The organism is Streptomyces sp. NPDC031365 (genome assembly GCF_055569765.1).
In genome coordinates this window covers 1-14,543 of sequence record NZ_JBVIIM010000020.1, presented here as the reverse complement: position 1 = coordinate 14,543, position 14,543 = coordinate 1, and the positions used below count along the sequence as shown (strand labels likewise).

The following is a 14,543-nucleotide window of genomic DNA, read 5'->3' as shown; positions in this document are numbered from 1 at the left end:
GAAGAAGACAGAGCAAGGGGCGGGGGCGGAGGGGGTGCGCGGGCTTCTGTGGCGGTCGCGTGGGGCCCCCCCCCCCCCCCCCCGTCCCCCCCCCCCCCCCCCCCCCCCCCCCCCCGGCCGGCGTCACTTGTTGAGGGCGAAGTTGTCGCCCTTGACGACGAGGATGTCGAAGCCGCCCACTTCCAGCGTGTGCTGAATGGTGAAGTTCAGCGGGCCCGAGAAGATCTTGAATCCGTCGATCTGCTCGAGTGTCTCGATGATGGCCTGACCGTCGGTGGAGTCGGCGACTCTGACGGCCTCCGCAGCGACGCGCACCGCGTCGTACGCCTGCGTCGAGTACGGACCGGGGTCGGAGCCGAACTTCTTCTTGTACTTGGCGATCCACGCCTGGCCGCCGGGGATGGTCTGCGGCGTCTGGGTCATCGTCGCGAACACGCCCTGCGCTTTGCTCTTGCCGGCGATCTTGATCAGCTTGCCGTCGACCGAGCCGTCCGCGACCATGACCTTGCCCTGGTAACCGGCGGCCCCGAGCTGCTTGATGAGCAGGCCACCCTCCTGGTAGTACCCCGTCCAGTAGACGAAGTCCGCCTTGGAGTTCAGCACGGCGTTGACGGCGCCCGAGTAGTCCGATTCCCCTGCGGTGACCGACTGGTGGTTGACGACCTTGATGTTGAGCAGCCCCAGTTCGTCCCGGGTGCGCTTGGTGATGTCGGTCGAGTACGAGGTGTTGTCGTCGACCAGGGCGACTCTCCCGCTGCCCTCGGCCTTGATGAACTTCGAGGCGGCCTGGGCCTGCTGGATGCCGGTGCCGTTGATCAGGAACACGTTTCGCCGTTGTTCCGCCAGCAGGTCGGCGGAGTTGGCCGCCGGCACGATCATGGGAATGTGTGCCTTGTCGAAAATGCTCAGCGTGGGCAGGGTCGCCGAGGAGCAGTAGCCGCCGACCGAGATCTTGACGCCTGCGCTGACGAGCTTGGCGGCGCCGGCGGCGGCTGTTTTCGGATCGCACGCCTCGTCCTCGACGGTGAGCGAGAGCTTACGGCCGTTGACACCACCCTTGGCGTTGATCTCGTCGACCGCCAGCTGAGCGCCGTCCCTCATGTAAGGGCCGATGGCGGCCGAGCTGCCGGTCAGCGGTGTGAGCATGCCGAGCTTGATGGTGCCGGAACTGTCGCTTCCGGAGCTTTCCTGGGTGAGGTCGCCGCCACACGCGGTGAGGCCGAGCCCGAGCGTCATGGCGGTCGCCGCCATGACGGCGCGACGAACGATGGTCATGTCTTACTCCGTCTCGCGTGGTCCACCGCCGGGCGATTGCCCGACGGCTGAAGTGGCTCCCGGGATACGTGGCGTCACAAAAATGCAACGTGTGACATTGCATTAGGGGTCGGCTGATGCCCGTGGAGCAGGACTTGCCAATGGCATACGCAAGCGACATGCGCGCCGTTCCGGCTGCGCCGTTGTCGCATGGGTGCTCTGTGCGGTGTTGCGCGAATGCCACTCAGTGCGATGTGTGACATTGCACTGACAATAGCCATCGGCCTTGTGAGACGGAAGCTGCGGCGGCACCTGTGATGTATGTGTGACTTTTGGCCTTCTTGTATGCCGCGTGGGCGGCATACAAGAACACTCAGAGGGTGAAGCCCGCCGGGTAGGGATCCGACGGATCGAGCAGGTACTGCGCGGTGCCGGTGATCCAGGCGCGGCCGGTGACGGACGGCAGGACGGCCGGGCGGTCCCCGACCGTCGTCTCGCCGAGGATGCGGCCGGTGAACCGGGAGCCGATGAACGACTCGTTGACGAAGTCCCGGCCGGCCGGCAGCTGCCCCCGGGCGTGCAACTGCGCCATCCGGGCACTGGTGCCCGTGCCGCAGGGCGACCTGTCGAACCATCCCGGATGGATTGCCATGGCGTGCCGTGAGTGCTCCGCGGTCGATCCGGGGGCCTCGAGATAGACGTGGTGGCACACGTCTATGTCCGGGTTCTCGGGGTGGGAGACCGGGTTCTGCTTGTTGATCGCGTCCATGACGGCCAGTCCGGCGTCGAGCAGCCGCTGCTTCTCGGCCCGGTCGAAGGGGAGACCGAGATCCTCGGTCCGGACGAAGGCGTAGAAGTTGCCGCCGTAGGCGATGTCGTAACGCACCGCCCCGTATCCCGGGACATCGACGACCTGGTCGAGTGCGTGGCAGTACGATGCCACGTTCTCGAGGGTCACCGATTCGGCGTGGCCGTCGCGTACCCGCACACGGGCCGTGACCAGGCCCGCCGGTGTGTCGAGCCGGACCAGGGTCTCCGGCTCGGCCACCTCGACCATTCCGGTCTCCACGAGGACCGTCGCGACGCCGATCGTGCCGTGTCCGCACATCGGCAGGCAGCCGGAGACCTCGATGAAGAGCACGCCGTAGTCGGCGTCCGGCCGGGTCGGGGGCTGCAGGACCGCCCCGGACATCGACGCGTGTCCGCGCGGCTCGCACATGAGCAGAGTGCGCAGGTGGTCGCGTTCCGCGACGAACCGCTGCCGTCGTTCGAACATCGTCGCCCCGGGGAGGACGCCGATGCCGCCCGTGATCACGCGGGTGGGCATCCCCTCGGTGTGGGAGTCGACAGCGTGGTAACAGACAGATGAGCGCATCGTCAGTTGACTCCGGCGTCGATGAGGGCCTGGGTGGCCGCGCGCACGACGGCCTCCGTCTCCGGGGCGAGCGGCTGCCGCGGCGGGCGGCAGCCGCCACCACGCCGGCCGATCATGTCCTGGCCGAGCTTGATGGCCTGGATGAACTCCGTCTTGCTGTCCCAGCGGAGAATCGGGTGCAGCTGACGGTAGAGCGGCAGAGCCGTGTCGAGGTCGCCGGTGACCGACGCGTTGTACAGCGCCAGGCAGGCTCGGGGAAAGACCTGCGGGTACCCGGCGACCCATCCCTTGGCGCCGGCGATGCCGACCTCCAGCACGGTGTCGTCGGTGCCGATCATGAGATCGAGCCCTGGCGCCAGCTCGGAGATCTCGTAGCAGCGCCGGACATCGCCGGAGAACTCCTTGACACCGACGATGAACCCTTCGGCGTGCAGCTTGGCCAGCAGATCCGGGCGCAGGTCGACTTTGGTGTCGATGGGGTTGTTGTAGGCGGTGACGGGCAGGCCGACCGAGGCCACCGACTCGAAGTGCTCGAGGACCGCGCGGTCGTCGGCACGGTAGGCGTTGGGCGGCAGGCACATGACCGCCTGACAGCCGGCATCCTTGGCGAACTGCGCGTGCCGCCTGGCCTCACCTCCGCCGTAGGCGCCGACACCGGGCATGACGGTGAACCCGTCGGGGGCGTTGGCGACTGCCGTTTCGACGACACGGTCGCGTTCCTCGTACGTCAGCGTCTGGTACTCGCCCAGCGATCCGTTCGGCGCGACACCGTGCAGTCCCTGCTCCGCGAGCCAGGCGACGTTCTCTCCGTAGGCGCCGAAGTCGACCGTGAGGTCGTCGTCGAGCGGGAGGCTCGTCGCGACGACGACGCCGTGCCACGGCATGCGGTTCTCTGTCATGTGTGCTCCTTGGAAGGTGTCAGTGTTTTTGATCGAGGTCGGCGAGCGCCCCGAGGCTGACGGGCGTCGCGACGAGCCGTTCCGCGGGCGTGTAGGCCCGGCCCTCTGCCACGAGGCAGTGCACCGCCGGCCCGCACATCCGGCCCTGGCACCAGCCCATGCCCGCCCGGGTCAGCTGCTTGACCTGCCGGTGGTCGCGCACCGTGCCGTCGGCACAGACCGCGCGGATCGTGCCCGCGTCCACCTCCTCGCACCGGCATACGACGGTCTCGTCGGTCAACCACGAGGGCCATGCCGCCGGGATCGGGTGGGCACGGCCCATCGCCCGTGCGAAGGCGCGCTGCCTGGCCACCGTGGCGCGCACCGCGGCCAGACGCTTTCTCCCCAGCACGGGAGCGGCTCCGCGATCGGCGAGGACCGATTCTGCGGCAAGGCGTCCCTCACTCACCGCGAGAGGCGCCCCGCCCACTCCACATGCTTCGCCCGCCGCATAGAGTCCGGGAACGGTGGTGCGCTGTCCGTCGTCGACGGCGACGACGGCGTTGCCGTCCTCAGCGCCCACGAGTTCGCAGCCGAGGGGGACGAACAGGTCGAGTTGCGGTGCGAATCCCCAGCCGACACCGACGGCGTCGACCTCCACGCGTCGTTCCGTGCCGGGGCGCGGGCTGCCGTCGGACGCCAGCGAGGCGATCCAGACCGACGTCACCCGGTCGTCTCCTTCGGCGCCGGTGATCGCCGTGCGCGGGCGGACCCGGATGCCGTGGCGCGCGAGCGTGACGCCGTACCGTGCCCCTTCCGTCCACTTGGCGGGGTTGCGCAGCAGCGGGCCGGGATGCCGCAACCACGCCAGCGGGTTGGCGGCCTCGCAGACCGCGACGACCTCGACTCCGCGTGCCGCGAGACCTGCGGCGACCGGCAGCAGGAACGGGCCGGTACCGCCCAGCGCCACGCGGCTGCCGGCCGCGACTCCGCCGCCCTTGAGCAAGGCCTGGAGACCGCCGACGGTGAGTACGCCCGGTAGGTCCCAGCCGGGGAACGGCAGCTGCCGGTCGTAGGCCCCGGTCGCCACGAGGAGGCTGGGCGCGCGCAGAACCACGGCGCTCTCCTCGGGCGCCCGGCGCCGGTCGGCCGCGTGGACTGTGAATCCGCCGTCCTCACGCACCGCGGACCACACGTGCTGAGCCAGGCGCAGGTCGAGCCGGCCTTTCTGCGAGTGCGCCGACAACGCATCGCAAAGGACGTGGTACTCGCGCAATCCGTGGTGGAGGTCCTCGGTCGGGATCGCCGACCGCGCGTGTTCCGGCGGGTGACGCCAGAACTGACCGCCGACGGCGGTGCCCGAGTCGATGAGCACCACGCGTAGCCCACCGGCCAGGGCGGCGACCGCCGCGGCCATACCGGCCGGGCCCGCTCCCACGACAATGAGGTCGGTCGATTCACTCACCGGTGCCCTCCCCGGTAGTGACGGCCATGCCCGCACGTGCCGGAACCAGGCAGGCTCGCTGCCCGCTGACGCCGTCGATCGTCACCAGGCAGTCGAAGCAGACACCGATCCCGCAGAAGACGCCGCGCGGGCGGTGTCCGACGCGACTGGTGCGCCAGGCGACCCGGCCCGCGGCCACGAGGGCTGCGGCGATGGTCTGTCCCTCGACGAACTCCAGCGGCTTGCCGTCGATGATGAGTTCGCTCACTCCGACGCACCTCCAGAGGTGAAAAGGCGGTTGGGAAGAAGTCCGGTGTGCGCTGTCGGATCGGCGCCGTGCCAGGGACGTCCTCCGAGCAGGTGGGCCGTCACGAGTGCCCCGGTCGCGGGAGCGAGACCGATACCCGCGCCCTCGTGACCGCATGCATGGATGACCCCTGGGGCCCTCGGATCCGGTCCGATGACCGGCAGGTGGTCCGGACAGTACGGCCGGAAGCCGCGGTAGGCGCGGATCAGGTGGGCACCGCGCAGAAACGGGAACAGCCGGCACGCCTGTGCCGCGAGCCTGGTGACCACGGCCGTGTTCATCGTCATGTCGAAGCCGACACGTTCCCGGCTGGCACCGATGAGGATCGGGCCGCCGCGTGTGCCCTCCACGACGCAGGAGGTCTCCAGTCCCACCTCGGACGAGGCGACATTGGCGATGTAGTCGGCCGAGTAGACCTTGTGCCGGACCATCGGCGGCAGCGGTTCGGTCACCAGGACGAAGCCACGGCGTGGCAGCACCTCGACGGGCGCGCCGAGCCGCCGGCCGACCTCACCGCCCCAGGTCCCGGCGGCGTTGACTACGGCGTCGGCGTGCAGGACGTCACCGGCGGTGGTCCGGACGCCGGTGATCCTGCCCTGGCGGCTTGTCACCGCGCCTGCGACGTCGCCCGTGTGCAGGCGCGCGCCGCGCCGTACAGCGACGTCCAGCAGTGCGGCCGCAGCGAGGACGGGCTGCACCTGGGCGTCCTGCGGATAGTGGACACCGCCGGGCAGCCCTGGTGCGATGTGGGGTTCGAGGTCACGAACGTGATCGACCGGTTCGGTTTGGACTCCGGCCATCGCCTGCCGTACGGCGAACTCGCGGAGTGCCGTGAAGCCTTCGGTCGTGCTTGCGACGACCAGGCCGCCCTTGGTCTCGAACTCGATGGAGTCGCGCCCGAGCTCTTCACCGGCCTCATCCCACAGGGCACGGCTCAGGCGAGCCAGATCGAGTTCGGGACCCGGCTCCTTGTCGGAGAGGAGGATATTGCCCTCTCCGCGGCTCGTCGTCCCCGAGCCGACGGCTCCCCGGTCGACGACCGTGACGTCCAGGCCCGCCGAGGCGGCGTGGAAGGCGCACGCGGCGCCGACCACGCCCGCACCCACGACGACGACTTTCAGGGTCATCAACCCTCCCCTCTGTGCAATGTCACATGCTATTGCTTAGGTTATACATCCGACCGACGTGAAGACAACGCCGACGGCAGTACGACTTTTTTGCAACAGGGTAGGGAGAGGGAGAACTGTGCATCTGACTGGAACCTCGATCGTGGCCGGCTGTGACATTCCCGGCACGGGCGACCCCTGGCGCGGCGTCCAGGCAGCGACGTCTGAGCCCCTGGGCCCCCCGCTGCGGGACGCATCACCCGGCCATGTCGCGCAGGCAGCCCGTCTGGCCGCCTCTGCCGCCCGCGAGTACCGGGCTTTGCCCGGGCACCGTCGGGCCGCCTTCCTCGATGCCTGTGCGAAGGAGATCGAGGCACTCGGCGACAGCCTCCTGGACCTCGCGGCAAGCGAGTCCGGACTGCCGAGGGACCGCCTGACCGGCGAACTCGGACGCACCTGTGGACAACTGCGCATGTTCGCCGACCTGGTCCGCAGCGGGGACGCGCTCGGTGTGCGCGTGGACCCCGCGCTCCCGGAGCGTCTGCCACTCGCCCGGGCGGACCTGCGCCTGCGCAGGATGCCCGTCGGCCCTGTCGCCGTGTTCGGTGCGGGCAACTTCCCGCTGGCCTTCTCCGTCGCCGGCGGTGACACCGCATCCGCACTGGCCGCGGGCTGTCCCGTCATAGCCAAGGCGCACCCGGCGCACCCGGGCACCTGCGAGCTCGTCGCCCGCGCCGTCGTCTCTGCCGCCCAGTACACCGGCATGCCCGCCGGCGTCTTCTCGTTGCTGGTCGGCCGCGGTACCGGAGTCGGTCAGACCCTCGTGCGTGACCCACGGATCACGGCCGTCGGATTCACCGGGTCCCGGGCCGGAGGCCTGGCGCTGGTCAAGGCCGCGAACACTCGGCCCGTGCCCATCCCCGTCCATGCCGAAATGTCGGCGGTCAACCCGGTGGTCGTCCTCGACGGAGCCCTGGCCGATCCTGCCGACCTCGCCACCGCGTATGTGGCGTCGCTGACCAATGGCTCAGGTCAGTTCTGCACCAATCCCGGCCTGCTGTTGCTGCCGGCGGGTACGGCAGGTGACGCCTTCCGCAGGGCCATAGCGCAGGCGGTGGCCGACACGACAGGACGGGTCATGCTCACTCCGGGCATCACGGAGGCATGCATCGAGGGGTCGAGACGGTGGGCGGCCGTCGACGGCGTCTCATTGCTGGCCCAGGGAAAGCCCGGGGAGAGCCCGTATGCACCGGGCCCTGTGGTGCTTGAATGCGATGCTGCGACCTATGCGTCTCATGAGGACCTCTCCGGTGAGGTCTTCGGGGCCGCCGGGCTCGTCGTGCGGTGGTCCGGTGTCGAAGAACTCCTTGGCCTGCTGGAAGGCATGGAGGGGCAGTTGACGGCAACTCTCCACGGCACCGACGCCGACCTGGCGACAGCTGTGCGTCTCCTGCCCGTTCTGGAGGAGCTCGCCGGACGCATCCTGTGGGGCGGCTGGCCAACAGGGGTCGAGGTCGGTCACGCCATGGTGCACGGCGGACCCTGGCCCGCGACGAGCTCGCCCGGTACGACCAGCGTCGGAACCCTGGCGATCGAACGCTGGCTCCGCCCCATCTGCTACCAGTCGTTCCCCGACGCCCTGCTCCCCGAAGAACTGCGCGCCGCCAACCCGTTGGGTGTCACCCGACTCGTCGACGGCACGCTCGAACCACGGCCGAGGTAGCCGCTACCGGCCGCACATGCCGGCTTCGCCGAACGGACGAGGGGACGCCCCTCCCCGTGCTTCCGCCAGCCGGGCCCGATGCGGGGCCCGGCTGAGCGAGCCTACGGGGTAAGGCCTCGCAAAATCGCTCCGACCTGCCGTTTGCCTGAATTGGGCCCAGCCGAGGGCAGACGCGTCATGCTCCGTGTCTTTGATCCGAGGATCCGCACCCAGCTCCATGAGGGTCCGCACTGTCTCCGCGTCGTCATTCCACACCGTTTCGTGCAGCGGCGTGCAGTGGAGGAGGTGGTTCACCTCGAAGCCGAGCTCGGCCGGCAGCCGAACTGCTGCCGCATTGCGGTGTTCAGCCGCGCAGGGCAATACAACTAGGTCCGGGGTATTGGTCAGCGCCCGGGCAAGGGCCTCTGGTCCCAGAGCCGCGACCGTGTCAGCATCCGCACGCATACAGGCGGCGACGAAGGCGTCCGTCATGTCCAGCGCCGTTGAGGCGCCGGCCGACGCGAGAACCTCCGCGACTTCAGCGTGTCCGTACCGCAACGCCCAGGAGACGACGAAGAACCGCATCCCCTTGCCCCATTCGCGGCACGGAGGAAGGTCGAAGTTGTCCGATAGGACCCGGCGGCCTCACGAGTTCAGCCGGCAGCGAGGCAAGCCGGCGGATCGTGACGCTCTCGAGCCCTTGGCCGATCAACACGAAGACGGGAGGCGGAGCATCGGACACGGCTCGGTAACGGGATCCCCCTGATGATGAGCTGTAAAATTTCACATTACTATGTAGCCTGTCACACCTCTTAGAGCGCGGAATGTGTGTGGCGGCCCTTGGGGTCAGGGAAGGACGGGACCGGTGTCATCTGTTCAGAAGCGAAGACTCGCGTGGCTGCTCGTGCTCGCCGTCGTAGGGGTGTCCGGCTGGATCCTGCTGCCGAAGGAGACGTCAGGCGGGACCATCAAGGTCGGCACGACAGACGCCGCTACCTCGTTGGACCCGGCCGGGGCCTACGACGCCGGCTCCCTGGCCCTGTTCAGCAATGTCTTCCAAACGCTGCTCACTGTCGGACCAGGCCGCGCCGAGCCCGTACCGGACGCGGCCAAAAGCTGTGCATTTGCCGCCGCCGACCTGCGAATCTACCGCTGTGAACTGCGCGACGGGCTCACCTTCCCGAGCGGGCGCAAGATGACCGCCCAAGACGTGAAGTTCTCCTTCGACCGCGTCAAGAGGATCAAGTCCGACGTCGGCCCGTCGTCCGTGTTGGACACTCTCCACTCGGTGCGGACGAGCGGACAGAACGTCACCTTCGTTCTGTCCTCACCCGACGCCACTTTCCCGTTCAAGGTGGCCACCGGGGCCGGATCGATCGTCGACTCCACCAAATACCCGGCCGCCTCCCTGCGCAGTGGCGAGCAGGTCGACGGCACCGGACCGTACACACTCGCGTCGTACGCAGAAGGCAAAAGGGCTGTCCTGTCACCCAACGGCAACTACCGGGGCGCCGCCAAGGAGATGGGACAGCCTGTCGAGCTTCGGTATTACGATGACGCCATCAGCCTGAACGACGCGTGGAATGACCGCCGGATCGACGTCGCCGCCCGCCAGCTTCCGCCTCATGTCCTCGCCGACCTGAGCCCCAGCGACCCCGACCAGCGCGTGTTTGAGGCGGACAGCGCCGAAACCCGCAACCTCTACTTGAACACACGTGAGGGCAAGCCGCTGCATGACCCGCGGGTCCGGCAGGCCATGGCCTGGCTGATCGACCGCGAGCGGCTCGCGGCCACCGTCCACGAGGGCACTGTCGTTCCGCTCTACTCGTTGATCCCGACGGGCATCACCGGGCACACCACCTCGTTCTTCGATCATTACCCCAAGCTGGATGCCTCAAAGGCGCGCCGACTGCTCACCGAGGCCGGTGTGAACATGCCGGTGCATTTCACTTATGCCTACTCCGAGGGCCGCGGTGCCGCCGCAGAGGAGGCCAAGGAGCTGAAGGAGCAGCTCGAGAAGGGGGGACTGTTCGAGGTGAACCTCGTGGGCTACGACTGGGGTGAGTTCCAGAAGCGTTGGGCTGGTGGCAGGCTCGACGCCTACGCTGTCGGCTGGGTGGCCGACTTTCCCGACCCGGACACCTTCGGTGGACCGCTCATCGGTACAGGGGGCACCATGAACACCGGCTACAGCAGCAAGACTGTGGACCGGATGATCGCGGCGAGCCAGCGCTTCACCGACCGGGGCAAGGCAGGCGCCGACTTGGAGGCCATCCAGGAGGTCGTCGTCCAAGACGTTCCAGTCATTCCTCTGTGGCAGGCCAAGGAATACGTGGTCACCAGCGACGACATCGGCGGCGGTCAGTACTTGTCGGACGGCACGGGCGTGTTCCGTCTGTGGCGCCTGACCTGGATTTAGTGATTCGGGTGGCTGAAGCGCTCCGGGTCCGATGGAGGCTCCGGAGTGTTCTGGGGGGACTGGGTCATGGCCCATCCGTCTCATATCCCGGCGGCGTGGCAGGCAAGAAGCTGTGGGACCAGCCCCGCGGCGACCTGGAGGAGTACATAACCGCGCCCCTGCGAACGGGCAATGCCGTCCTCTTCCACGAGCAGGGCAAGAAGAAGCGCGCCGGCCTCATCCTGCGCAGCGCACGCACGGGACAGGAACATGGCGCATACCTCTGTCCGAGATCAGGTCCGTACCCGGCAGCGACGGCACCATGGACAAGCGTCCCCCGGCGGCACCCCCTCTTGGGCACCACCGTTCCGTTTCCCCGCCTCGAGGGCGAGCGCAGCAGACCTATGGCCATCGACGTCCGCATCGGGAGACAGAAGTGGACGTACAAGCGGACGCCGGGTCAAGCCGACGGCAGCCGGGTTCAACCGCCCGTTGTCAAGGCAGAGTTCGACGGGCGATGTCAGCTCCAGCTCGTGGGTCATCCGCGCAGGATAGCGCCGCCCCGGCAGACACAGTCACCCTGCGGATCTGCCGCGGCCGTCGGGCAGGTGCTTCCTCCGCAGCTTGCGCTGCGCCCGCCGGCCCTGCGCGACCGCAAGCGGAATCGCACGCAGCCCGAGCGTGGGCAGAGCGTCCGCCAGCCGCACCTGCCATCCCCGCCACCTTGGCACCGCGGTGACCGGGCGGGGGCGGTCCAGGACCCTCCGTACCGCGGCGACGACCTCGTCCGGCATGAGCAACTTGCCGGAGAAGGACAGCGCGGAGGCGGGGTCGTCGAGCTTGTCGTGCAGCATCGGGGTCCAGATGCCGTCGGGACAGACGCAGGAGATGTCGATGTCCTTGAGCCCGGCCAGGCGCAGGTCGGCGAGTGTGCTCAGGCTGAAACCGATCGCGGCGTGCTTGGAAGCCGCGTACACCGCCTCGCCCGGGACGGCGGTCAGCCCTGCCAGTGACACGACGTTGACGATGTGTCCGCCGCCCGCGTCCCGCATGGCCTCGATGGCGGCGATGGTGCCGGTGACGGTGCCGAGCGCATTGACTTCCAGCATCAGGCGCCGGGTGGCCGGCGACTGTTTCCATGCGGGGCCGGTGACGAGCACGCCGGCGTTGTTGACCCACACGTCGAGCCTTCCGGCCTCCGCCACGATACGGTCCCGGGCCGCCGCGACCTGCTCCTCGTCGCGTACGTCCACGGCGGCCCACAACACGTCGGGGCCGAGCCCCGCCGCCGTGGCGCGCGCCGACTCCTCGTCGGCATCCGTCACCAGCACGCGATGGCCGCGCTCAACCAGCATCGCCGCGATCAGCCGACCGAGGCCGCGGCCGGCCCCGGTGACCAAGGCACCGGCGGGGAGGCCCCTCATCGCCGACCGTCCTTGATCTCGCCGTAGGCGATCCCGCCGTGGACATAGGTGGGCACCACCGGCCAGAACCGCTTCCACGGGGCCAGCTCGGTCGAGGGCAGGATCTGCAGCCAGCGCGGGTCCGCCTTGCACCGGTCGGCGAGGATCTTCTCCTTGACCATCGAGTCGTACTGGTCGAGGGAGTCCTCCAGCGTATTTGCGTTGGGGCAGATCTCGCGTCCGAAGGTCTCGTAATAGCGCCGCACGCCGGGGATCTTGGACAGCTCCGGCTGCCAGTTGTCCAGCGCGATGCCGTTCTCGGAGGACACCCAGACGCCCTCGGGGGTGTTGAGGACCAGGGAGTGGTTGCCGTCGGTGTGTCCGGGGGTCCACAGCAGCGCGACGCCGGGGCCGAGCTCGATGTCGCCGTCGAAGGTGACGAACTTGTCCGGGTCGACGCCACCCAGACCGCCGTCGACGTACCATGCCCACTGCATCGGGTGCAGGGACTGAAGGGTCGCCAGCTCGCGGCTGTGCACCAGCATCTTCGCTGCGCCGAACAGCGGTTTCCGCGCCGCCGTCTCGCCCTCGATGACCTCGGTGGAGCCGAGGATCATCCGCGGGTCCTGTACGTGCAGGTGGTCGAAGGTACAGAAGTCGATGTCGTCCGGGGACAGCCCCAGCCGCCGCAGCACGTCGCCGGGCTCTGCGTAGTACCTCAGCACCGCCCGCTCAAGGAGTTTGCCGCCGGGGACCTTGTCGGTCACCTTCTGCAGATTGCGGTAGAACGGTGCCTCCGCGGAGCCGTCCGGCACCGTCGGCTCGAAGACCAGAGTGCGGGCCCGGCCGTCGAAGTCGTCGTACTGCACGACGATCATGCGGTTGATCATCGAGATCAGCGGGAGTGCAGACACCGACACGGCGTTGTGGAACGCGTACTTGACCGGATAGGGAGCTGCGGCGATGTCGACCGACCGCACCGCGCGCACTTGGCCCTGGGCCTTGAACCGCTCCTTGTACGCGGCGGCGGCCTCGCGGACCGCGCGCAGCCGCTCGCCGCGCGGCCATACGTCATGCACGCCGTCGAACTCGGGGATCGGTCGGGCACCGATCCCGGCCAGTCTGTCGATCGCGGCATTCGCCATGGGGCACCCCTTGCTCTCGTCGTCGGCCAGCAGGATGCCCGCCCACGCCGGGCGGGATTTGCTCCAGCGCGACAATCTCGTCAGGTGCCGCGAAGCCTGCGGCGCACCTCGCTCGGGCTGACGCCCCGCCAGCGCCGTACGGCATGGCTGAGCCCCGACTGACCCGAGAAGCCGGCCATCGCGGCCACCTGCCCCAGCGGCAGATCGGTGGTGCCGAGGTAGCGCAGCGCCAGTTCCTCCCGTACGCCGTCGAGGATCTCGCCGAAGCCGGTCGACTCCGCGGCCAGCCGCCGCTGCAGCGTGCGCGGGTGCATCGCCAGCAGTTGGGCGATGCTGCCGATCGACGGCGGCGTGCTGCCGACGCTCGCTGCCAGCGCCCGCCGCACCCGCGTGGAGACCAGGCGTTCAGGATCGGTGTGGTGACCGGCCAGGTAGTCGACGGCCAGTCGGCGGATCGCCGCGTTGGCGCTGCGGAACTCCTCGTCCAGCAGCCGCCGTTCCACGCGGAGTGCGGCGACCGGGCGCCCGAACCGCACATCCACGCCGAAGAACCCGGTGTAGCGCGACACGGGCGACAGCGGCTGGTGCGGCAGTTCCACCGACCGCAGGCCCGCCAGGCTGCCGGCCAGGGCGAGGGCCACCTGGTGGAAGAGGCCGATCCCGAGCTCCATGGCCTGCGGCGAGTACGGCGACTCCCGCAGATCCTTCCGATAGGTCAGCGCCACCACCTCACGGCGCCCCTGCGGATCCGGCTCCACCCCGATGCTGAGTGCCGGACTGTGCACGAACATGAACCGCGACGCACACTTCAGCGCTTCCGCGGCGGTGGACGATGCCTGGATGGCCAGCGCCAGCCGGCCGAGGACGCTGAGATCCTGGTTACAGGCCAGGTGGAGGCCGAAGTCAGGGCAGCGAAGATCGCGGGCGACGGCATCGAGCATCAGGTCATGGCTGGTGATCGGGACCAACCCGGCCTCGGAGGTGAGCGCCGCGGGAGGGATCGCGAACCGCTCGAGGAACTCCCCGGCGTCCCCGCCTAGCTCCTCGACCAGGCCCACGAAGCCGCGCAGGCTGGCGCCCCGGATCATCGCACCCACCGGGCGATGGTAGCCCCGGTGGGTACCGGTGGCGGTCCGCTACCTGCCGCAGGCCGAGGTGGGCGCCCCGGTCGGGGCGCAGCTGGCCGGGAGCGGTTGCCGAAATGGTCGCGGCTGCCGGGCAAGGCCATGGCGCGGCCGCCGGCGAGCGCCGGGGAGCCGGGCCGCAGCCGGTAGCCGTCGGTGTCACCGCCGGCGTCATGGCCGCGGTCAACCGTGAGCGGCGGGAGACTGCGTTTGCCTCGGTCCGTGCCATCGCCGAAGCTGCCCGACGCGTGCTGCCACGGCTCGTCCCCCGCCGTCCGAGGGCGGCAGACCCATCCGTTGCTCGCCGAGTTGGGGACTGTAAAACGATCGGTGTAACTCCTGATCAAGGAAGATGCATCGATGACCAGCGACAACGTGACCGAGGCCGAGTCCGTCAAGGCCGCTGA

13 protein-coding genes are annotated in these 14,543 nt (G+C 69.0%); 2 read left to right on the top strand and 11 right to left on the bottom strand.

Features of this window, described 5'->3' with window-relative positions:
* Positions 1–123: 123 nt before the first annotated feature.
* The 6 genes from ACZ5C2_RS25970 to ACZ5C2_RS25945 all read right to left on the bottom strand — a co-directional run bounded on the left by ACZ5C2_RS25970 (position 124) and on the right by ACZ5C2_RS25945 (position 6,385).
* A complete protein-coding gene (locus tag ACZ5C2_RS25970; RefSeq protein ID WP_468795538.1) occupies positions 124–1,275 on the bottom strand; it encodes a branched-chain amino acid ABC transporter substrate-binding protein in 1,152 nt (383 codons plus the stop codon).
* Between the two features lie 352 nt (positions 1,276–1,627).
* Positions 1,628–2,629, bottom strand: a complete 1,002-nt coding sequence (locus ACZ5C2_RS25965) for a proline racemase family protein (RefSeq protein ID WP_468795535.1) — start codon at positions 2,627–2,629, stop codon at positions 1,628–1,630.
* A 2-nt stretch (positions 2,630–2,631) separates the two neighbouring features.
* Positions 2,632–3,528, bottom strand: coding sequence for a dihydrodipicolinate synthase family protein (locus tag ACZ5C2_RS25960; RefSeq protein WP_468795532.1), 897 nt, complete (start codon positions 3,526–3,528; stop codon positions 2,632–2,634).
* A gap of 19 nt (positions 3,529–3,547) precedes the next feature.
* Complete coding sequence (locus tag ACZ5C2_RS25955; RefSeq protein ID WP_468795530.1) at positions 3,548–4,972, bottom strand: FAD/NAD(P)-dependent oxidoreductase; 1,425 nt, start codon at positions 4,970–4,972, stop codon at positions 3,548–3,550.
* Entirely contained in the window at positions 4,965–5,219 is a 255-nt protein-coding gene (locus tag ACZ5C2_RS25950; protein ID WP_468795527.1) for a (2Fe-2S)-binding protein, read from the bottom strand. The genes ACZ5C2_RS25955 and ACZ5C2_RS25950 overlap by 8 nt, the downstream gene beginning before the upstream one ends.
* A complete protein-coding gene (locus ACZ5C2_RS25945; protein WP_468795524.1) occupies positions 5,216–6,385 on the bottom strand; it encodes an NAD(P)/FAD-dependent oxidoreductase in 1,170 nt (389 codons plus the stop codon). The genes ACZ5C2_RS25950 and ACZ5C2_RS25945 overlap by 4 nt, the downstream gene beginning before the upstream one ends.
* A gap of 118 nt (positions 6,386–6,503) precedes the next feature.
* On the opposite strand from ACZ5C2_RS25945, the gene ACZ5C2_RS25940 reads away from it, so the two are divergent.
* The gene (locus ACZ5C2_RS25940; protein WP_468795521.1) at positions 6,504–8,087 is read left to right on the top strand and encodes an aldehyde dehydrogenase (NADP(+)); all 1,584 of its coding nucleotides are present in this window, start codon (positions 6,504–6,506) and stop codon (positions 8,085–8,087) included.
* Between the two features lie 3 nt (positions 8,088–8,090).
* On the opposite strand, the gene ACZ5C2_RS25935 is transcribed toward ACZ5C2_RS25940, so the two are convergent.
* The gene (locus ACZ5C2_RS25935; RefSeq protein WP_468795851.1) at positions 8,091–8,531 is read right to left on the bottom strand and encodes a hypothetical protein; all 441 of its coding nucleotides are present in this window, start codon (positions 8,529–8,531) and stop codon (positions 8,091–8,093) included.
* Between the two features lie 400 nt (positions 8,532–8,931).
* Here ACZ5C2_RS25935 and ACZ5C2_RS25930 point away from each other — a divergent pair, with 400 nt between their 5' ends.
* The gene (locus ACZ5C2_RS25930) at positions 8,932–10,485 is read left to right on the top strand and encodes an ABC transporter substrate-binding protein (protein ID WP_468795518.1); all 1,554 of its coding nucleotides are present in this window, start codon (positions 8,932–8,934) and stop codon (positions 10,483–10,485) included.
* A gap of 80 nt (positions 10,486–10,565) precedes the next feature.
* On the opposite strand, the gene ACZ5C2_RS25925 is transcribed toward ACZ5C2_RS25930, so the two are convergent.
* The 4 genes from ACZ5C2_RS25925 to ACZ5C2_RS25910 form a co-directional block, all read right to left on the bottom strand.
* Positions 10,566–10,736 carry a hypothetical protein gene (locus tag ACZ5C2_RS25925; RefSeq protein ID WP_468795515.1) on the bottom strand — a complete coding sequence of 57 codons (171 nt, stop codon included), beginning with the start codon at positions 10,734–10,736 and terminating at the stop codon, positions 10,566–10,568.
* A 303-nt stretch (positions 10,737–11,039) separates the two neighbouring features.
* Complete coding sequence (locus ACZ5C2_RS25920) at positions 11,040–11,888, bottom strand: SDR family oxidoreductase (protein ID WP_468795512.1); 849 nt, start codon at positions 11,886–11,888, stop codon at positions 11,040–11,042.
* Complete coding sequence (locus ACZ5C2_RS25915; protein WP_468795509.1) at positions 11,885–13,012, bottom strand: MBL fold metallo-hydrolase; 1,128 nt, start codon at positions 13,010–13,012, stop codon at positions 11,885–11,887. The genes ACZ5C2_RS25920 and ACZ5C2_RS25915 overlap by 4 nt, the downstream gene beginning before the upstream one ends.
* An 80-nt stretch (positions 13,013–13,092) precedes the next feature.
* A complete protein-coding gene (locus ACZ5C2_RS25910; RefSeq protein ID WP_468795848.1) occupies positions 13,093–14,100 on the bottom strand; it encodes an AraC family transcriptional regulator in 1,008 nt (335 codons plus the stop codon).
* Positions 14,101–14,543 lie beyond the last annotated feature (443 nt).

What these genes read in the sequence shown, in the direction of transcription:
- ACZ5C2_RS25945 (WP_468795524.1), bottom strand. Translation starts at nt 6,385, where the DNA reads ATGACCCTGAAAGTCGTCGTCGTGGGTGCGGGCGTGGTCGGCGCCGCG.
- ACZ5C2_RS25910 (WP_468795848.1), bottom strand. Translation starts at nt 14,100, where the DNA reads ATGATCCGGGGCGCCAGCCTGCGCGGCTTCGTGGGCCTGGTCGAGGAG.
- ACZ5C2_RS25935 (WP_468795851.1), bottom strand. Translation starts at nt 8,531, where the DNA reads ATGCGTGCGGATGCTGACACGGTCGCGGCTCTGGGACCAGAGGCCCTT.
- ACZ5C2_RS25915 (WP_468795509.1), bottom strand. Translation starts at nt 13,012, where the DNA reads ATGGCGAATGCCGCGATCGACAGACTGGCCGGGATCGGTGCCCGACCG.
- ACZ5C2_RS25925 (WP_468795515.1), bottom strand. Translation starts at nt 10,736, where the DNA reads ATGTTCCTGTCCCGTGCGTGCGCTGCGCAGGATGAGGCCGGCGCGCTT.
- ACZ5C2_RS25970 (WP_468795538.1), bottom strand. Translation starts at nt 1,275, where the DNA reads ATGACCATCGTTCGTCGCGCCGTCATGGCGGCGACCGCCATGACGCTC.
- ACZ5C2_RS25965 (WP_468795535.1), bottom strand. Translation starts at nt 2,629, where the DNA reads ATGCGCTCATCTGTCTGTTACCACGCTGTCGACTCCCACACCGAGGGG.
- ACZ5C2_RS25960 (WP_468795532.1), bottom strand. Translation starts at nt 3,528, where the DNA reads ATGACAGAGAACCGCATGCCGTGGCACGGCGTCGTCGTCGCGACGAGC.
- ACZ5C2_RS25920 (WP_468795512.1), bottom strand. Translation starts at nt 11,888, where the DNA reads ATGAGGGGCCTCCCCGCCGGTGCCTTGGTCACCGGGGCCGGCCGCGGC.